Source organism: Candidatus Margulisiibacteriota bacterium (assembly GCA_018822365.1).
Lineage (GTDB): Bacteria > Margulisbacteria > WOR-1 > O2-12-FULL-45-9 > XYB2-FULL-48-7 > XYB2-FULL-45-9.
On record JAHJKL010000085.1, the window covers coordinates 1 to 19,605 of the forward strand.

The following is a 19,605-nucleotide window of genomic DNA, read 5'->3' on the forward strand; positions in this document are numbered from 1 at the left end:
CGGCAATCAATGTTCCAGGCCAAGTCGATGATCAGATCACCTGGACCAACATATTTGGCCAGGAGTTTCTTGTAGTTTTCCTTGGTTACCCGGTCGATAACGTATTTAACCCCTTTTTTAAGCGAGTCCTTTACTCGCTTTTTGTTGTCGACAAAATCCATAATAGTGATATTTTTAGGTGGAACATCGATCAATTGCAGGACAATCGGGATCGCGCACTGGGAGACTGAACCGCAACCGATGATCAGGATATTACCTTTAAATTTTACTTGTTTTTTCATCATTTCCTCCTGGATTTTTTTCATTGTAACAAAAGTAATTTGCTTTGGCAATAAATTTTACGTGCTAATAACCGCAATTAAACATCGCGGTTACATAGAAGAAAATAATGCTTTTAATTTCTTCAAAGCTAAACCGCGATGAGACAAGCGGTTTTTCATGGCTGGTGACATTTCCGCGAAGGTTTTATTATATCCGCAGGGGCGAAAAACCGGGTCGTAGCCAAAACCTTCCACGCCTCTCATTTCCGCAACGATCCGGCCGTGAACGATCCCTTTGATCACTCTGATCCGGCCGTCAGGAAAGGCAACCGCAATCGCACAAACAAACTTTGCCCCCCTCGCCCTGCTGTCACGCATTACCTTAAGGAGCTTGCGGCAAAGGTTTTCCGGGGTCGGCGGCGTGGCAAAACGGGCCGATTTGACCCCAGGTTTACCGTTCAAGCAATTGACCATCAGCCCGGAATCATCGGCAATCGCAATCTCCCCTGGTTTAAGCTTGATCGCTTTAACTTTCTTGATCGCGTTCGCTTCAAAGGTCTTCCCGTTTTCCTTCACCCGTATCTCTTTTCCCGTAACCCGTATCCCCAGAATTTCCCCAATCTCGCGCAGTTTATGCTGGTTAGTCGTCGCGACAATAATTTTTTTGCCCCTCTCCCTCTGGGACCGTGCCTGCCGGCAGGCAGGGAGGGGTTGGGGGTGAGGGCGTCTACCGTTCATACTTCAGCGCTTTTTTCCCAATATCTTTCCGGTAATGCATCCCTTTAAAGTTGATCAGATCAACCGCTTGATACGCCTTCTTGATCGCTAACTTGATCCCGTCGCCTAAAGCGGTCACGCCCAGCACTCTCCCACCATTTGTAATAATTGATCCACTCCCGTGTCCCGTATCGCCGTATCCCGTACCCCGTGTCCCGTACCCCGTCCCCGCGTGAAAGACCACCACATTGTCCAGTTGGCCGATCCGATCAAGCCCTTTTATCTCGACTCCCTTTTCGTATTTGCCGGGATACCCCCCCGCCGCCAGGACCACACAGACCGCCGCTTTATCGTCCCACTCAATAAGTCGATCATCCAACTTGCCGTCAACAACTGCTTCCAAAATTGAGACCAAATCTGACTTCATCCGCATTAAGATCGGCTGGGTCTCCGGATCGCCAAAACGGGCGTTAAACTCCAGTACCTTGGGCCCATTTTTCGTGACCATGATCCCGGCGTAAATAACTCCTTTATAATCGATCCCTTCCTGCCGCATCCCGTCAACAAACGGTTTGAGGACCGTCACGTCGATCTCCGACATCAAATGATCGGTGACGATCGGCGCCGGCGAATAAGCTCCCATCCCGCCGGTGTTCGGTCCCTGATCTCCGTCAAAAACCCGCTTGTGGTCTTGAGCTGAAGCTAATGGAATGATCGACTTTCCATCGGTCAACGCCAGAATTGAGGCTTCTTCTCCGTCAAGAAACTCCTCAATGACCACCTGGTCGCCGGCCGCGCCAAACTCTTTCTTCTCCATGATTAGTTTTACTGCGTCGATCGCTTCTGTTTCCGTCCGGCAAACAACAACTCCTTTGCCGGCAGCTAAACCATCGGCTTTGACAACTATCGGCGCCCCCATTTCTTTGACGTAGGCGATCGCTTCTTCCAAACGGCGGAAAGTCCCGGATTGGGCGGTCGGGATGTCGTATTTCGTCATGAAATTCTTGGAGAAAACCTTGCTCCCTTCGATTTGCGCTCCCAACCTGCCCGGTCCAAACACTTTCAAGCCGGCCGCGGCAAACTCGTCGGCAATCCCGGCGACCAGCGGCACTTCCGGACCGACCACGGTCAGCCCGATCTTTTTCTCCAGGGCAAACTTCTTTAAGCCAGCGATATCTTCAACCGCCAGATGAATATTTTCAGCGAATTGAGCAGTCCCGGGATTACCAGGAGCACAGTAGATCTTCTCAATCAACGGGCTTTGCGCGATCTTCCAGACCAGCGCGTGCTCCCGGCCCCCGGAACCAATAACCAAAACCTTCATAAAACTTGCTCCTTAAAATTCCAAATAAATGCCCATCAACGGAATGACCGCAGACAAACCATTGTTCTGCTTGACATAGACCGGGACCTGCAAGCCGCCGAAACAATAAGAATTTCCGTCGATCAAACAGGTCACTCCGATCAGATTGGAAATTATCGTTTTCTCCGACCCCCCCGCCTGCGTCCCATTAACAACATCGGCGCCGGCATATTCGGCCAGCAGCTCATAAGAAAGATTGAACTTCCGATTGATTGGATATTCCGCCGCCAGGTTGACCTGAAGCTGGTCTCCCGGATCAACTGTCAGCAATGTTCCGCTGGAAGAATCATTATAAGGGGAGGTGTAAACAAAGCCAAGGTTAAAGTGGGTGGTCAGGGCCCCTTCCTGCTTTTCCAGCACCCCCATCACCCCAACCTGGGAATACCCCACCCCCTGGCCGGTCTGGTAATTTTGCGATGGGGATTTGGCTGAAGCAATAAAGGAAAACGAGGGACGCTCGTCTTTTTCCTTGAAGACAAGATATTGATATTTTACGCCAAAATTAAAAAGACCGCTGTTGGTCGCGATCTGGTTGTTTGTGCCGGCCCCCGGGGTCAGATAATAAGGAGCAACGACCCGCAAAACCTGGTCGTCAAAAAGACCGAAATAAAATTCCTGGTTCAGCTGGGAGTCATACCCGCCGGAGTTATCGACAACCGCGCCGCTGGCGTCGTAACCGCGGGTATAAAACGAGGCCTGATAAATGCCGTAATAACCAAAATGGTTCCGGACCGGAAAATTATTCTCCTCGACCAGGATCGTATTGGCTAAAGTTACCCCCTGGAATAACAGGACCGCTACCAAAACCGTGAATATGTTTTTCATCTTGCACTCTCCTTGCGGTAATTATATCACGCCCGCCGACTCTTTCAGGTCGACAATGCGAAGCTGGGCCGTTTCAAAACCGTTCCACTCGTTGCTCTCCAGGTTAAAAGCAAGGTCGTAGCGCCTGGAATAGTCAAGCAGTTCGGCCAGCTTCCCCAGGCCAAAGCCGATCGCCTCGATCTCGGCCCCACCGCGATTAAATTTAATCTTAAGATGCTGGCCCTCTCCTCCCAGCGTCCGAAAACTTGAAACCGCCAGGTCTCTCATCATCAAGACCGGGACTGGATTCCCCGCGCCAAAAGGGGCAAGCCTGGCAACCTCTTTAACCATGGCCAGAGAAAGCTCGTTGATCGAAACTTCCGCATCGATCGACAAAGCCGGGACCAGCTCCTCATCCGTTATTCCCCGGTCAGTTTCTTCAATAAACCGCCGCTCAAAAAGCGGGATATTTTCCTCCGCTATTTTGAAGCCGGCCGCGCCGGGATGCCCCCCAAAATCAATGAACAGGTCGCGGCATTCCGCTAAATAATTAAAAATGTTCAGCTTGCCGATCGACCTGGCCGATCCCCGGCCAAATCCGTCGCTTACCCCGATCAAAACTGCCGGCCGGTTACAGGTTTCGGCTACCTGCGACGCGACAATCCCAATAACCCCTGGGCTCCAGTCCGCGCCGGACATAACGATCGCTTTCCCCTTTTGTCCAGCCGATAAGCGGGAGAAAACTTCTTCCTTGATCCGCGAACCGGTCTCCTTCCGCCTGGAATTGATCTGGTCAATTTCCTTCGCCAACCTGCCGGCATCCCCGGGGTCGTCGGTCAACAGCAGGTCGACCGATCTTCCGGCATGCTCCAGTCGCCCGGCCGCGTTGAGCCGCGGAGCCAGGCCAAAGTAAACCTGATCGGCACCGATCACTCCTTTTAAACCGGCCGCTTCGGCCAACTCTTTTATCCCTAAACGCTGGCGCTTATTTAAAATGTTCAGCCCGGTAGCGGACAGAATTCTGTTCTCACCGGTCAAAGGGACAACATCAGCCAATGTGCCCAAAGCGGCCAGATCAAGCAGAGAGGTCAAAAACACACTATCCTTCAGCCCGGCCGTTCTAAGCAATCCCCAGGCAAATTTAAAGGCGACACCGGCGCCGGCCAATTCTCTTGACGGGTGCCCCTGGGAAAGCATTTTGGGATTGACGACCGCGTCCGCCCCTGGAAGCTCCGCGGGAAGGTTATGATGGTCGGTCACTACCACAGCCATCCCCAGCTCCTTAGCGGCCGCAACCTCATGGATGTTGGAAATGCCGCAATCGACGGTAATGACCAGCCTGGTCCCATCGGCCGCCAGCTTCCTTAGCGCCTCGACCGATAAACCATACCCTTCACCATACCGGTGAGGAATATAATAAGCGGACGGAATGCCAAGTGTTTTCAGGGCTTGAGAAACGATCGCGGTCCCGGTCACTCCGTCAACATCATAGTCGCCAAAAACCGCGACTTTTTCTCCTCTTTGTTTGGCCAAAATAAGCCGCTGGGCCCCCTCTTTTAAGTTGGGGATCTCGAACGGGTCCCGCAAAAAAGATATTTTTGGAGCTAAAAAAGCAGCCGCGCCCGTTGGATCAGTTTCCCCTCGGACCAAAAGCAAAGAACCAAGCAGCTTACTTATGCCAAGCCGCGCGGCCAAAGCATCTCTTTTCGTTTCATCGATCGTATTAAAGATCCATTGTTTCATGATTTTGGAGTATAACTTAATTCCCCGTTAAAAAGCAAAGAGCCCCCTGATTGATCAGGGGGCTCTATAATACTACCTAATTCAAATATTAATATTGCGAATAGTCTGTGCTATTAATGTAAGCGCGACCATTTGATGAGTCGTATTTCCATCCAGTTCCCGCTGTGGTCGGCTCGCCTGTCCCAACTTCAACCGCCCGGCTGCCAGATATCGGCTCGGTTGGAACCTGACCATCGGCAAACATGCCGGCTTCAATGGTGGACGGGAGAAGAGGGGAAACATCATTAGCCGCGTTCTCGGCATACTTAATGGCCACCGCCGCGCGGATCGCGCCAAGTGAACCGCGAGAAGCCGCAAGCTTAGCTTGATCGGACAAATTGACAAACCTTGGCAGTGCTGTCGCCGCTAAAATACCAAGGATAACAATCACCATGATTAATTCGATAAGTGTAAAACCTTTTCTCATTATAATATTCACCCCCTTGTTTCTATATTTTTTTAAGGCTCAGCGCCCTAATCCTATCTTGCACCGGAGGAATAGACCAAATAAAATATATATCCGGCCGCAATAATAAGCAAGGCCCCTACCAGTTTCCGCATCCCCAGAACAATGCCATCGACCGGCATGACCACCGTATCAAGAATTTGGCAAAGACGAGTCAGGGTCCCTGGCAGGAAGATCATAAGGAAACAAATAAAGAGTAGAAAAACCCCGGGGACATAAAAGAAAATTAAATCAGGGTAAATAACCGCTTCAGCAAGCAAAACTATCGCTAAGATCAGCAACAATAAACCGCATATGATCCTATATTGAATAGCTTTTTCATCCAAATTTACTACCGGTCGATCAAGCTGTTCGATCAATTTTAAAAACCAACCATTCCACAACAACAAAATACCAAACACTAAACCGATAATACTTACTCCAAGTAGCCAGACCTTTCATTTCCCTCCTAAAACGCAATATTCCTGAAACTCATTCCTGATCGCTGGTGCGGTAATTATATTCTCCCAAAAGGTTTTGTCAATATACTATTTTGTCCTAGAATGACTTCGTGATCCTGACGATATCCCACATCGGCAAAAATATCCCCAGCGCGAAGATCAGCAATAAACCGGCCAGCCCGAAGATCAGGATCGGCTCCAGCAAGGGGGTCAGATTCGTGATCGTATAATTAACTTCGCGGTCAAAATAATCGGCCATTTTGTTCAGCATCTTTTCCAGGGTCCCTGATTTTTCCCCGATCGCGATCATTGAGGTGACGATCGGCGGAAAAAGATGGCTGTTCTTCATCGGTTCGGTCAGGCTCTTCCCCTGATTTACCTGATCCCGAACTTCCATGATCACTTTTGTAATAACAACATTGCCGACCGTCGCAGCCACGATCGCCAAACCCTCAAGGATCGGGACTCCCGCCGCCAGCATCGCCGAAAATGTCCGGGCAAAGCGTGAAAGATATATTTTAATGAACAGCGGACCAAAAACCGGAACGGTCAGCATGAGCTTATCCCATTGATACCGCCCTTTTTCGGTCGCTAAAATCCGGTTAAAGCCAAACGACGCGAGGATCACGCCGATCATTACAAAAGGCCAGTACGCCATAATAAACTTGTTTGATAACACCAATAACTTGGTTGCCCAGGGAAGCTCAAGCTTAAAAGAAGCGAAAAAATCGGCAAACTTAGGAATGATCCCCACGTTGATCACGACAAAGGCGACCGATAACGTTATGAGCACGATCAACGGATAGCGGGTTGCCGCCTTGATCTTGTCCAGCGTTTCAGCGTCTTTTTCCAAGAGATTGGAGATCCGGTCAAGCACATCTGGCAAAATACCGGCCCTCTCTCCAGCTCTGACCATGTTGATCATTAACGGGGAAAAAACGCCTTTATCCCTGGCCAGTGCTTCGGAAAATGTGTCTCCCCCCTCAATTTGCTTGCGGACCCGCTGCAGCGCCAGCTTGAGCTTGGGCCGGACGATCTGTTCTGACACCGCCTCCAACCCTTCGAGCAAAGGAATGCCGGCATCAATAACCGAGGCAAGCTGCCTGGTCAGGGCGATCATGTCATCGGTCCTGATCTTCTGAAAAGAGGAGAACAACGTTTCTATTTGAGCGCCAAGATCAACGGCATGGGGGTCAATAATACTGATCGGCGTCAGCCCCTGGCCTTCAAGCAGCCGGGCCGCTTGTTTCTCGTTCTCGGCCGAGATCTGCCCCGCAACCTGGACCCCTAAATGGTCGCGCGCGCTATATCTATAATCAATCAAGCTGGGTTACCCTCAAGACCTCGTCAACCGTGGTTTTACCGGCGATCGCTTTTTCCATTCCGTCATCGCGCAAGGTTCTCATCCCCCCTTCGATCGCCGCTTTTTTCATCTCGTGGGTAGCTGCTTTGGCAATAACAAGGTCTTTGATCTTGTCGTTCATGGTCAAGATCTCGTAAATGCCGAAACGCCCTTCATAACCGGTAGTGTGGCACGACTTACATCCCTTGCCATGGTAAAAAGAAAGATCGGAGTCAGCTTTCAGGCCAAGCTTTTGGATAACTTCCGGCGCCGGAACAAAAGGGGTCTTGCAATGAACACAGATCAACCTGACCAGCCGCTGGGCAATGACCCCGGCAACTGCCGAAGAGACCAGGAACGGCTCGATCCCCATATCGGTCAAGCGATTAAGGGCGCCGGCCGCGTCGTTGGTATGAAGGGTCGAAAAAACAAGATGGCCGGTCAACGCCGCCTGGATCGCGATCTTTGCCGTATCAAGATCCCGGATCTCGCCGACTAAAATAACATCCGGGTCCTGCCTCAGGATCGAAGGAAGGGCGCGGGAAAAATCCATTCCCGCTTTGACATTAACCTGTGACTGCCTGGTCCCCGGCAGTTCGTATTCAACCGGGTCTTCGATCGTCATGATGTTCTTTTCCGCGGTAATAATGTTGTTCAATGTGGAGTATAGAGTGGTCGTTTTACCGGAACCGGTCGGCCCGGTCACCAGAACGATCCCGTAAGGTCGATCGACCAGTACTTTATACTGCTCAAGCATGCGGGCAGAAAAACCCAGGTCCTCCAAAGCGTATAAAACCTTGCTTTTGTCCAGCAATCTCATAACGATCGCCTCGCCGTAAATAGTCGGATAAGATGAAACACGGACATCGACCGCTTTGGTCTCCATTTTCAGTTCAAAGCGGCCATCCTGGGGGACGCGGGATTCGGCGATGTCCATCTTCCCCATGACCTTGATCCTGGTAATGATCAGCGACTGCAGGTAAGCCGGGGCCGATGATACGTCATGTAAAAGACCGTCGATACGGTAGCGGACCCTGACATTCCTCTCGGTTGGATCAATATGAATATCCGAGGCCTTTTCCGCGATCCCCCGAAAAATAAGCAGGTTGACAAGCTTTGAGATCGGCCCTTCCTCGTCTTTGATCGCTTTTGGCAGAATAGACGATTGTTCTGCTCCGGGATAGATCCCCTTGATCAGATCATCAACGGAGCCGGCGACGCCATAATACTGGGCAATGGCGGCATCGATCTCCCTGGGGGTCGAGACCATCGGTTCAACATCGCATTTTGTTTTTGACCGGACCTCGTCCAAAGCGACAACATCGAACGGATCGATCATCGCTACGGTCAAAACATCCCCGACCTTAAAAAGAGGGATAACATGATATTTCTTGGCAAGAGTGATCGGCAAAAGATCGACCGCTTTCTGGTCAACCAGGTAGGAGGCAAGATCTACCTTGGGGAACTCCATTTCTTTTTCTAAAAAAGAAGCGATCAATTCCTCGGCGACCAGGCTGCTCTTGAGGATGGTCATGATCAAGGTTTCGCCGTTGCGGCGGGCGTCTTCTACAGCTTCCTGGATCTGCGCTTCGGTCAGCAGACCGCTTTTTACCAGGCTCTCTCGCAGTGATTTGCTTTTGTCGACCATTTTATGGTTCCTAACCCCTAGTGGTCATGATTTTTCTGGTACTTCTGCAGGGCCCTTTCCATCGCCGCCAATAAATTTTCCGCTTCAAACGGCTTGGTTAAATAAATATCCGCCCCGGTTTCTATCCCCATTTCTTTGTCCCGGTCGGTAACCTTGGCGGTCAACATGATTATCGGGATATGCTTGAAGTTTTCGTCAAACTTCAGCATCCTGGCGACCTTATAACCGTCAAGCTTTGGAAGCATGACGTCAAGCAGAATAATATCTGGATGCTCGACCCTGGCCTTTTCAAGGGCCTGCTGGCCGTCTGACGCGGTAATGACCGAATAACCGGAAGAAGCAAGCAAGACCTCGATCAATGAGCGGACATCCGGCTCATCGTCGACAACCAGGGCTTTCATCTTTAAACTTAAATTATCATCCGCCATGACTGCGCTGATTATAACATATATGCTAAAATAGGGAATAGTAAAATATGAGGAACCTTGAAAAAACCATTTAACAACCCAAATGAATTTATTTTACCGGGACAGGAAAACGCTTTCCTGGTTGGGGTAGAATTCCCGAACGAGCCGGTCCCGCTTGAGATCAGCATGAACGAACTTGGAGAATTAGCCAGGACCGCCGGAGTACAGCTCGTCGGCTCTCTAATTCAAAAAAGAGCGAAGGTCGACCCCAAATTCTTTATCGGGACCGGCAAACTGGAGGAGCTGACGGCGGCTGTTTCTGGCTCCGGCGCCAATGTAGTGATCTTCGACCACGAACTCTCCCCCGCCCAGCAAAATCATCTGGCCGAGGCTCTCGGGGTCAAGGTCATTGACCGGACCGAGTTGATCCTTGATATTTTTGCCCAACACGCGAAAAGCCGGGAAGGAAAGCTCCAGGTCGAGCTGGCTCAAGCGATCTTTCGGTTGAGCCATTTGACCGGCCAGGGAGAAGCAATGTCTCGGCTCGGAGGAGGGATCGGGACCAGGGGGCCGGGCGAAACCAAGCTGGAATACGACCGGCGCGAGATCCGCTCCAAGGTCTCTGAATTGAAAAAATTGATCGTAAAATTACGGGAAGGGCGGCAGCGCAACAGAGAAAAAAGACGCGGCAGCCTGCTGCCGACCATTGCCTTGGTCGGCTACACCAATTCCGGAAAATCGACCTTGCTCAATACGCTGACCAGGTCTGACGTTTTGACCGAAGACAAGCTTTTTGCCACTCTCGACCCTACTACCCGCAGGCTGTACCTTCCGTCCGGCCGGATCGTGCTGCTGACCGACACGGTCGGTTTTATCCAAAAACTCCCCCACTCACTCGTCACCGCTTTTCAGGCAACCCTGGAAGAAGTAAGCGAAGCGGATGTCCTTATTCATGTTGTTGATTCATCCAGTCCATATTTAGAGAAACAGATCAGCGCTGTCTACCAGGTACTGAAAGAGTTAAATAGCAACACAAAACCGATCTTGACAGTTTTCAACAAAGAAGATAAGTTGGCAAAACCGATCAGCAATGATCTATTGCAAAAATTCGCGCCGTCCGTCATGATCTCGGCCAGTAAGAAGACCGGGCTTGATCAGCTGATCAAAAAACTCGACTCCCAGCTATAAAATCCGGTTAACCGCTTGCGCTACCGCCCTCAATTCCGGCATCAGAGCGTTGAACATTTCAGGGGTGAGGGACTGCGGCCCGTCAGACAAGGCTTCGTTCGGATGGGGGTGGACCTCAATGATCAACCCATCGGCGCCGGCGGCGATCGCCGCTTTAGCCATCGGCCCGACCAGATCACGCTTACCGGTCCCGTGGCTCGGGTCAACGACCACCGGCAAATGGCTTAGCTTTTTAATAACTGGAACAGCTGCCAGGTCAAGGGTGTTTCTGGTGTAAGTTTCCAGGGTCCGGATCCCTCTTTCACACAGCATTACCTGACGGTTCCCTTCGGACATGACGTATTCAGCCGACATCAGCAGTTCTTCAATGGTTGAGCCGGCCCCCCGTTTCAGCAAGACCGGTTTTCCCGCTTTTCCGACTTCTTTGAGCAAACTAAAGTTTTGCATATTACGCGCCCCGATCTGGACAATATCGGCATAACGGGCCACCAGCTCAACATCTCTGGTATCAAGGGCTTCGGTCACAACTGGCAGCCCGGTCTTCTTCCTGGCTTCCGCCAGCAGCTTCAATCCCTCTTCCCCCATTCCCTGGAAACTGTATGGAGAGGTTCGCGGCTTAAAAGCGCCTCCGCGCAAAATGGTCCCTCCCCCCTGCTTGACCGCTTCGGCCACTTCCATGATCGCTTCTTTCCCTTCAACCGAACATGGCCCGGCCATGATCGCGATCTTTTCCCCGGCACCGATCTTTAATTTGTCACCGATCTTTACGATCGTATCCTCCGCCTGAAACTCCCGGCTGACCAGCTTGTACGGTTTGCGGATCGGGACGATCTCGGACACTCCCGGCAACAGCTGGAGAGTCTCCAGTTGAATGGTCGCTTTATCACCGATCGCCCCAATAACCGTCCGCTCGATCCCCTTGGATAGATGGATCCCAAAGCCTTTGTTCTTGAGTTTTTCCGCGACCGCGTTGACCTGTTCCTCAGTCGCATCTTTATTCATTATAATGATCATTGATTACTTACCTCCTGAGGTTACCCGCTTTCTTTAGGTAGACATGCTTGATCTCTTTCTGCTCTTTAGAGGAGTTCACCTGCATCAGGACCCGGACACATTTAGGAAGACTTCCGGGGACCTCGATCTCTTTGGCGCAGATCAGCGGAGTATCCTGCCAGCCGATCTCCCGGGCCGCGACCGCGGGGAATTCCGCGTTCAGATCGGATGTCAGAGTAAAAAGGATCGAAGCGATCTCTTCGATCTTCAGGGAGTTGGCGGCAACTAATTCTCTAAGCAATTCTTTGGTCGCCGTTAAGATCTCTTCCCGGGAATTGTTCTCCACCGTCGTCGCGCCGCGGATGCCTCGTACAGCCATAATGATTAATTTTATCAAATACTTCAGGTCTTTTCCAGTAGCAGACGAAGATCATTTGGATTTAAGCGGAAACCCAGGCGCTGGGCCGCGAGCGCATCCTCATAGGCCAGGCGGTACTCTCCCAGGTTATAGCGGGCAACGCTCCGGTTGAAATAGGTCAAAGCCAGCGTTGGCTTGAGCTTGAGCGCCGCGGTATAATCGTTGATCGCCGGCCGGTAATCCCGGATAGCGAGCCAATAATTCCCCCGGTTGTGGAATGCTTCGGCGCTCCGCGGGTCGAGCCGCAGCGCTTCGTTCAAATGCCGCAAAGCTCCAGGATACTGCTCCATTTGAGTTAAAAGATATCCAAGGTTATTATGTGAGGTCGCATCCCGGGGAGCGATCCTGACCGCCGCCATAAAATCGGCCAGGGCCAGGTCGGTCTTCCCGGTATAAAAATAAAGATTTCCCCGGCTATTATAAGCAGCCGTGAATTTTGGGTTCAATTTGATCGCGTGGTTAAGGTCGTCGAGCGCCTTGCCGAACTCCCGCCTGTCAATATTAGTTTGCGCCCGGTGTTGGAAGGCGGCGGGAACGGTTGGATACCAGAGGCAAACTTCGTCATACAAACTGATCGTGTCGCGCCAGACCTGGCAGCGCTGCCAGGTTAACCCGCCAAGAAACACGACCAAGATCACCCCGCCAATAATTAATGGGGTTCGCCGCTCTTTGTACTGCTCAAAAAGTAAAACCCCACCCCAGCCGACAATAAAATAGATCCCCAGCGAAGGAAGGTACGCATAGCGGTCGGCAAATATTCCCGGGACCATGAGTAAGATCACCGGAGCGATCGTCAGCAAAAAAAAGAGGAGACCAAAAACAACTTCACGTTGTTTTCGGCCAAAGTAAAAAAACAGGCCAAAAAAGAGCAGGAAAAGGGCCGGCGCGGCCAAAAACACCGGGGGAAGCGGGACCAGGCTTTCAACCACGTAAGAACCCAGCGGATAAAGCTGGTTAAAACCAAAGGGTAAAATGGTCCGCGGCAAATAATAAAATATCACCCTATACGAAGCGACAAATATATTGGCATAGCTAAAAGGCGGTTCGGGAACGACCAACCCGCCGGTCGACTGCTTGGCCCACAATGAAACCAGGCCAAATATTAAGGCCAGCAGAAAGAACAGGGTTTTTTCCTTGAGCAGTTTGACGACCGGCTTTCTGCCCCGGTAAAAATCGATCAATAAAAGGACGAACGGCAAAGAAAGGGCCATCGGCTTGGCTAAAAGGGCCAATAAAAAAGCGAGCAGCACTTTGAACAACCCTCCGCCTCTCCCCTGCAAATAACGGAGATAGCAGATCAGCGCCGCCAGATAAAAAAACGCGAACAAAACATCTTTTCGTTCTGTCGCCCAGGCGACAGACTCGACATGGACCGGATGGACCCCCCAGAGAAGAGCGGCGGTAAAAGCCAGGGGCCAGCTGCCGGCCAGCAACAGAAGAAAGATAAAGACCAGCAGAGAGTTCCCGATATGTAAAAGCAGATTATCTAAATGAAAAACAAACGGGTTCAACCCAAACAGTTGATATTCGATCGCGTATGATGCCTGGACCAGCGGATGATACATGCCGTAATGCGAAGAGGCAAACCATTGCCTGGCATTATCCAGGGAAAAAGAAGCGATCGTCTGGTTATTGTAGATCATGACATCGTCGTCCCAATCGACGAACTGATTGCCAAGCGAAGGAAAATAACTAAAACCGATCAGCAGAACAAGGACCCCAAGCATCAGGATAAAACGAGGCTTGTTTTGCCGCTTATTTGTCATTTTTATTGCCCAAAAAAACCAAATAATATTTATTCAATTCGGCGATCAACAGCTCTGATATTTTTTTAAGGTCATGTTTTATCCCGGTTTCCATAAAAAGAGATGAAGCCTCCCCCCGCAATTCCCGGGGAAAGTCTTCCTCGCCAATATTTACATTTATCCCAATGCCGACGATCAAACAACCCGCGACTCCTTCAACTAAAATGCCGGCGATTTTCCGGCCATTGACCAGCAGGTCGTTCGGCCATTTGATCACTATCGGCAGATCAGCCGCCTGTAAAAGAGCAGCCCGGGCGGCCAGTGCCGAAAAAAGGGTGATCGGAGCAAGACTGGGAGGGTTGAGATAAGGCTTGAGCAGAGCGGAAAAATAAATATTACCTTCGGGAGAGAACCAGCCGCTCCCCGGCTTACCCCGGCCTCCGGTCTGATGGTCGGCAATAATTACCGTCCCTTCCCCCTCTCCACGCATAACAAGCCGCCGAGCCTCGTCGCTGGTCGAGTCGATCACCGGATAATGAACGATCTTTCTGCCGATGATCATGCTCAATTAAAAACGGTACATCAATCCGACCGCCGCCAGGTCTGACGCGTCGCCAAGCTGCATATCTTGATGGACCCGGTAAGCGGCATCAAGGTCGATATTCGGGGAAAGAGAATAGATGATCCCGCCTTCCGCGGTGAAACGGGCCAGGTCTCCCGTATATTTCAAGTCGCTCCCCACCCTGATGTCCCCCCGGCCAAAAAGCCTGGCATTTTCAGCCACCAGCTGGACCAGCTTGCCGCCGAAATTAACCGTCCCGTTCTCCAGCGGGCGGTTGAAATTATCATAGCCGGCAAAATCAAACCGATCTTCGACAAAAGCCGGACTGATGTATTCGGCGCCGATCTTGGCCGCCTGAACGGTAAAAACCGTTCCGGTATCCCAGGGATCGTTCAAAGAGACGCTCCCCGCGACCATCATTCTCTTTTTTTCGGTGCCGAACCCGACCGTCCCGCTGGCGGTGACTTTTTCACCAAACGGAGCGGTAACCGCGACCTTGGCCCTGGCCGTCCGGTCAGCAACAGAAAAAGATCCTGACGAGAGATAATCGCCGGTCAGCTCCAATTTAACAACATTAAGGTTGAAACCGACGGAGCCGGTCAACAGGCTGGAATTAACCTTGCCGGAAAAGTCTCCCTGGGGACGGGAGTAAAAACCACCTTTTATTTCCGCGCCATATAATTGAGTGATCGCCAAAACCCCGCTGTCCGGCCGGAGATAAGTAACCCCAATGTCGCTCGGAACGGAGCCGGTCGGATCGGCGATGTGCCGTTTTGGCCCCGGACCAAGGATCACCTTGACTTCGACAGGCTCCAATTTGATCCTTGATTCAACATCCATGAGCTCGGGGACCAGCTTTCCGCGGCCGGCCGCCCCGGTCCCGTCGTCATAGAAACCATAATCCATCGTATCAAGGTTGATCTTTATCCCGGCCCCCTCGCTAAACTCGCGGGAGGCGGTCACCATCAACCGGTAATTACCCAGGGTTCCCGGTTTCGCTCCTTTGGTCGCCAGGACATTCCCCGCTTCCCATCTGCTGGCATATTGGCCGGCAACTTCCATCTCGTCATTTGACTTTGGCCGCCGCTTAAGTTCAACGATCTGATCGCGGAGATCGCCCAATTTCTTTTCAAAATCCTTCCCCTCTAAAGAGTCGGCTATTTTCGACAAAAAAAGCGCGGTTTCGTAGCGGGTGATCGGTTGATCACCGCGGTAGGTCCCGTCTGGAAAGCCTTTGGTCACCCCAAGCCGGATCAGGTCGTAAACTGCCGAATAGGCCCAATGGTCTGCCGGCAGGTCTTTGATCTTAACCTCATCGGTTTGCCCCAGCGCGGCGCCGGTTAAAACAAATAAAAGCAACAAATTAATTATTAATTTAAACATAGCTATTTAACTTATTAACCGCGCAATTAATTGCGCGGTTAAATCCAGGATCATTTTAATATTTCTTTATCTTATCCAGCTCTTATTACCAATTTTTCAGTATAGACGCTTAAAAGACTGTTTTCAACCCTAATTGCGCGATCGAAGACGCAATCACCCCTCCGGCCAATCGATATTTCAATTCCAGCATGGAATATGCCGATAATTTATTCCCCAGGGTCAATTCCGCTATCTGATTGGATCCGGGGCCGACCTGGTCTCCGGCTAATAATAGATAATAATTGTTGAATTCATGCCAATAGCGGAAACCAAGCTCATACGCCCCGTCGCTTAAGGGGTGGCTGAAAGTATCGTAGATCGGATAATAGCCTTCTCCCCGATGCAGGCCGCCGATCTTTTGTCCGATCAGGGTCAGTTTGTTCCAGAGAGACAATTCTCCTTTGAAATACAAACCTTGATCAAAATCGGTCAGACGGCCAGCTCCGATAAGCAGTTCATAGCGCAGGTTGGCGGTCGGCGCGGCTCTAACGGTCAGGTCAAAATGAGCGGCTTTCCGCTCGCCGTTAACGAACAACCTGGGATTAATCCCCACCTTAAATCCGCGAAAGTTTTGCAAAAGCGGAAAAGAGAGCTCTTCTTCTGAGACCAGACCGGTCGGATCACTGCTCCTTGCCAGATATTCCACCCCAAAAGCGGTATTGCGGTAGCTGGTCGCGAGTTTAACCCCTCTTTTCAACCGTCGATAAACTGTTCCATTTTCTGATGGAAAAAGGGGATCACTTAAATGGACAACATCCCCCGGCCCGGAACTAACGGTCAAGGTCGACCCGTTGAATTTTATCCACCCTTCAACGGCCAGCAGCTCCCTCACCAGATCGCGCTGGGCATTGTTGAACCCGCTATCCATCGAATCAAAGCCGATCTTCAGTCCGGAACTTTCATCAAACTTCTGGTCCAGGTCCAAAGCCAGGCGGTAGCTGAACTGGCTATTGGAGGCTCCCCCAACCTGCCCCGATCTGACCTCACCGTCCATCATCCCTCTAAAAGAAAAGAGGTTTTCTTTTTTGGGAATTTTCAGCAAATTCACCTCGGCGCGGAGCTCGGCCAAAAGCTTTTCATGTTCGGCCTGGAGCTTGTCTTCGGCGGTCTCGAATTTGGTTAAAAAGGCCGCCCCCTCGTAGCGCGAAAGCGGTTTATGCCCCTGATAAGTATCGTCGGGAAATCCTTTGGTCACTCCAAGCTCAAGCAGCCGGGCAACCGCGCCATAAGCATAGTGCCCATAAGGGACATCTTTTAGCCGATAAACATCACCGTCGTCAGAAAAAGCAAAAACAGAAGGGACGGGCAACAACAAGAACGGGGAGAGCATCAGAAAAATAATTGTCAGTTTTTTTATCATCACAAATATTTAAATATCTCTTTCGCGATCCCCAGCGCCGCATCAGGTTTGCTGACCCGTTTAATGTTTTTTTTCATTGCCTCATATTCGCCGTTGGTCCTGATCCGATTGACCAGATCAACCACTTTTTTGGGGTCCTTGCTGACTTTGCCAACCTTTTCCTTGACGACATAATCAACATTCCCTTCTTCCTGCCCCGGCAGCCATGAAGTAATGATGATCGGCAGGTTTTTTGCCAGGGCTTCAGCGATCGTTCCCGGCCCTGCTTTGGTAATGATCAGGTCCGATCTTCCCATGACTTCAGGGACCTGGTCGGTAAAGCCAATCACCTCAAGCTCAAAGCTGAACCTGGCAGACTTTTTTTTCAGCTCTTCTTCCAGGCTTTTGTTGCGCCCGCAGATCGCGATCAGCCGCCCGTTAAAGCGGGCCCGGTCAAATTCTTTGATGATCTCCCCCATTTTGCCGGCACCTTCGCCCCCCCCCATTAATAAAATGGTAAACTTGTCCTCTTTGGTTCGTTTATTCTTCTGGGCCAGGAGAAATTTTGGGTCTATCGGCATGCCGATCACTTTAACTTTGTTCTCCGGCATGCCGTAGGTAATGGCATTCCGGCGCGCCTCTTTTGTCCCGACTATCACCAGATCGGTCTCCGGCTTGATCCAGGCCCGATGCAAAGTGACCGGATCGGTAATGACCACAACGAACGGGATCTTCAGCCCGCTCGCCCGGATCGCCTGAACGGTCAAATGATTGACCATGGGATGGACCGAAACGATCAGCTCCGGCCGGCGGACCACGATCAGCTTGGTCAGTTCTTTTAGAATGAAAGGCCGCGAGATCTTTTCCAGCTGGGCCAGCTTTTTCTGGTCGTCAAGCCAGTAATACAGCATCCCCCAAAGTTCCGGAGAATATTTAATGACCGGGGCATAGAGCCTGGCAAAAACATTGAGGAAGCCCGAGCACTGGGCAAACGCGTCGACCATTTCCTGGTTAAAACGGCCCGGCTTCAGCTGCTCAACCGCTTTGATTATGGCGTTGACGGCGGAACGGTGGCCTCCGCCGGTATCGGAAAAAAGATAGAGGACCTTCTTTTTCATGATCGGTCGCATTATAACATATAGCGACTTGTAATAATATCGCGGCCAATGTAAAATTCTTGCAAGCTCATAAACATGAAAATTAAAATTGAAAAGCTTCAAGCTTATATCGCCATTAAATGGGGATTGGTCCTGATCTCTTCTCCGGCGTTAATCTTCGGCTTATTGATCGGGGGAGTGTCGGCCGCAGAGTTCTTGTTCCTTTCCTTGCTGCTTATTTTAAGTTCCGCGATAAACTTCTACCTGTTTTATTTGGAGCGGAAGACCGACTTCTCCAGAAAAAGATTGTACGCGCCTGTGTTCTTTGATATTTTTCTGATCATTCTCGCGATCAATTACAGCGGGGGGATCGAAAGCGGCTGGCTCTATCTTCCGGCGGTCTTTATTTTGGTCGTCAGCATGATCTTTCCTCTTTATCAAAGCCTCGCTTACACTGCCTTTGCCTACCTGCTCTTGGTCGCCCTTTTTCTGGCGCAATATTTCAATGTTATGCCGCATCATGCGATGATCTCAGGCCTGCAGCTCCCCTGGCGCGCCCAAGGCTTTTTTGTCGACCGGTTGTCCAGTTATTTCGCTCTTTATTTTTTAACCGCTTTAGCCGGCAGCCTGCTGAACCGGCAGATCGAGAAAGGACTGCAGCAGGCAACCCTCTCCCAGACAGAATCGGAAAACTCCAGGCGGGCGCTGATGAACATCGCCAGCGACCTGAAAAGCGCCCAACAAGATCTGGAGTCCAGGGTTAAAGAACGGACCGCTTCGCTGGAAAAAATAAAAGCCGAGCTGGAACTCAAGGTCAGAGCCAGGACAGCCGACCTGGAAAACAGCCGAAAAGCGATCCTGCACATGATGAAAGACCTGAAAGAAGACATCAAAAAACTGCGAGAAGTCGACCAGATCAAAACCGAGTTCCTCTCCATGATCTCCCACGAACTGCGGACCCCCCTCACCCTGATCAAAGGATACGTCTCGCTCCTTCTGGCAGGAAAGATCGGGCCCCTTTCGTCCGAACAGATGAAAACGGTCAATATTGTCGCCCGACAAGGGGAGCACCTGCAGACCATGATCGAAAGCATCCTCGATATTTCACGGCTTGAGATCGGCAAACCGATCCCTTTAATCAAGGCCCCGATGTCAATCAAGCTTACTCTGGAAAGAACGATCGAAGCGATAAAACTGCAGGCCGACGAAAAGAAGATCGAGCTGGCAGCGGATATCTCCGGTTTTCTCCCCACGATCATCGGCGATGAGACCAAGATCAAACGGCTCTTTATTAACATCCTGGGGAACGCACTGAAGTTCACCCCCGAAGGTGGAAAGATCACAGTAAACGCCTTTGTTGATGATTCCCAGGTGAAGGTAGAAGTGATCGACAACGGGATCGGCATCAGCCAGGAAAACTTGGGGAAATTATTTGAAAAGTTCTTTCAGGCGGACAGCTCAATTACCCGAACAGCCGGCGGAATGGGAATGGGACTGGCGATCGCCAAGGAACTGGTCGAACTGCACGGCGGTAAAATTAAAGCTGAATCGGCCGGGCCCGGAAAGGGAAGCAAATTTACCTTTTCCCTGCCGATCAATTCTTTATAGGAAG

General features: G+C 51.0%; 19 protein-coding genes. 2 read left to right on the forward strand and 17 right to left on the reverse strand.

The window, feature by feature from the left end:
- The 10 genes from KKF06_08290 to KKF06_08335 all read right to left on the reverse strand — a co-directional run.
- Window positions 1-305, reverse strand: a 305-nt coding sequence (locus tag KKF06_08290; GenBank protein MBU1617751.1) for a saccharopine dehydrogenase NADP-binding domain-containing protein, incomplete at its 3' end; no start/stop codon positions are given.
- 66 nt (window positions 306-371) lie between these two features.
- Complete coding sequence (gene rdgB, locus KKF06_08295) at window positions 372-998, reverse strand: RdgB/HAM1 family non-canonical purine NTP pyrophosphatase (GenBank protein ID MBU1617752.1); 627 nt, start codon at window positions 996-998, stop codon at window positions 372-374.
- Window positions 988-2,301: a phosphoribosylamine--glycine ligase gene (gene purD / locus KKF06_08300; protein MBU1617753.1), complete on the reverse strand. Its 1,314-nt coding sequence runs from the start codon at window positions 2,299-2,301 to the stop codon at window positions 988-990. The genes rdgB and purD overlap by 11 nt, the downstream gene beginning before the upstream one ends.
- 12 nt (window positions 2,302-2,313) lie before the next feature.
- Complete coding sequence (locus tag KKF06_08305) at window positions 2,314-3,165, reverse strand: transporter (GenBank protein ID MBU1617754.1); 852 nt, start codon at window positions 3,163-3,165, stop codon at window positions 2,314-2,316.
- A 21-nt stretch (window positions 3,166-3,186) separates the two neighbouring features.
- Window positions 3,187-4,887 (reverse strand): single-stranded-DNA-specific exonuclease RecJ, encoded by a 1,701-nt coding sequence (gene recJ / locus KKF06_08310; GenBank protein MBU1617755.1) that lies wholly within the window; start codon window positions 4,885-4,887, stop codon window positions 3,187-3,189.
- Window positions 4,888-4,975: 88 nt separating this feature from the next.
- A complete protein-coding gene (locus tag KKF06_08315) occupies window positions 4,976-5,353 on the reverse strand; it encodes a type II secretion system GspH family protein (protein MBU1617756.1) in 378 nt (125 codons plus the stop codon).
- Between the two features lie 53 nt (window positions 5,354-5,406).
- Window positions 5,407-5,676, reverse strand: a complete 270-nt coding sequence (locus tag KKF06_08320) for a hypothetical protein (protein ID MBU1617757.1) — start codon at window positions 5,674-5,676, stop codon at window positions 5,407-5,409.
- A 253-nt stretch (window positions 5,677-5,929) separates the two neighbouring features.
- On the reverse strand, window positions 5,930-7,156 hold the full coding sequence (locus KKF06_08325; GenBank protein ID MBU1617758.1) for a type II secretion system F family protein: 1,227 nt from the start codon (window positions 7,154-7,156) through the stop codon (window positions 5,930-5,932).
- Window positions 7,149-8,822, reverse strand: coding sequence for a Flp pilus assembly complex ATPase component TadA (gene tadA / locus KKF06_08330; GenBank protein MBU1617759.1), 1,674 nt, complete (start codon window positions 8,820-8,822; stop codon window positions 7,149-7,151). The genes KKF06_08325 and tadA overlap by 8 nt, the downstream gene beginning before the upstream one ends.
- Window positions 8,823-8,839: 17 nt before the next feature.
- On the reverse strand, window positions 8,840-9,250 hold the full coding sequence (locus KKF06_08335) for a response regulator (GenBank protein MBU1617760.1): 411 nt from the start codon (window positions 9,248-9,250) through the stop codon (window positions 8,840-8,842).
- A 57-nt stretch (window positions 9,251-9,307) separates the two neighbouring features.
- On the opposite strand from KKF06_08335, the gene hflX reads away from it, so the two are divergent.
- On the forward strand, window positions 9,308-10,417 hold the full coding sequence (hflX, locus tag KKF06_08340; GenBank protein MBU1617761.1) for a GTPase HflX: 1,110 nt from the start codon (window positions 9,308-9,310) through the stop codon (window positions 10,415-10,417).
- Here the strand turns inward: hflX and aroF are convergent.
- The 7 genes from aroF to KKF06_08375 form a co-directional block, all read right to left on the reverse strand.
- Window positions 10,412-11,431, reverse strand: a complete 1,020-nt coding sequence (aroF, locus tag KKF06_08345) for a 3-deoxy-7-phosphoheptulonate synthase (GenBank protein MBU1617762.1) — start codon at window positions 11,429-11,431, stop codon at window positions 10,412-10,414. The genes hflX and aroF overlap by 6 nt on opposite strands.
- A 7-nt stretch (window positions 11,432-11,438) precedes the next feature.
- Window positions 11,439-11,789 (reverse strand): chorismate mutase, encoded by a 351-nt coding sequence (aroH, locus tag KKF06_08350; GenBank protein ID MBU1617763.1) that lies wholly within the window; start codon window positions 11,787-11,789, stop codon window positions 11,439-11,441.
- A 23-nt stretch (window positions 11,790-11,812) separates the two neighbouring features.
- The gene (locus KKF06_08355; GenBank protein MBU1617764.1) at window positions 11,813-13,594 is read right to left on the reverse strand and encodes a tetratricopeptide repeat protein; all 1,782 of its coding nucleotides are present in this window, start codon (window positions 13,592-13,594) and stop codon (window positions 11,813-11,815) included.
- Window positions 13,584-14,135 carry a biotin--[acetyl-CoA-carboxylase] ligase gene (locus KKF06_08360; protein MBU1617765.1) on the reverse strand — a complete coding sequence of 184 codons (552 nt, stop codon included), beginning with the start codon at window positions 14,133-14,135 and terminating at the stop codon, window positions 13,584-13,586. The genes KKF06_08355 and KKF06_08360 overlap by 11 nt, the downstream gene beginning before the upstream one ends.
- A 6-nt stretch (window positions 14,136-14,141) precedes the next feature.
- Window positions 14,142-15,518: an S-layer homology domain-containing protein gene (locus tag KKF06_08365; protein MBU1617766.1), complete on the reverse strand. Its 1,377-nt coding sequence runs from the start codon at window positions 15,516-15,518 to the stop codon at window positions 14,142-14,144.
- A gap of 109 nt (window positions 15,519-15,627) precedes the next feature.
- A complete protein-coding gene (locus KKF06_08370; GenBank protein MBU1617767.1) occupies window positions 15,628-16,920 on the reverse strand; it encodes an S-layer homology domain-containing protein in 1,293 nt (430 codons plus the stop codon).
- Window positions 16,917-18,014, reverse strand: a complete 1,098-nt coding sequence (locus tag KKF06_08375; protein ID MBU1617768.1) for a hypothetical protein — start codon at window positions 18,012-18,014, stop codon at window positions 16,917-16,919. Before KKF06_08375 ends, KKF06_08370 begins: the two co-directional genes overlap by 4 nt.
- Window positions 18,015-18,089: 75 nt before the next feature.
- On the opposite strand from KKF06_08375, the gene KKF06_08380 reads away from it, so the two are divergent.
- Window positions 18,090-19,601 carry a HAMP domain-containing histidine kinase gene (locus KKF06_08380; GenBank protein ID MBU1617769.1) on the forward strand — a complete coding sequence of 504 codons (1,512 nt, stop codon included), beginning with the start codon at window positions 18,090-18,092 and terminating at the stop codon, window positions 19,599-19,601.
- Window positions 19,602-19,605 lie beyond the last annotated feature (4 nt).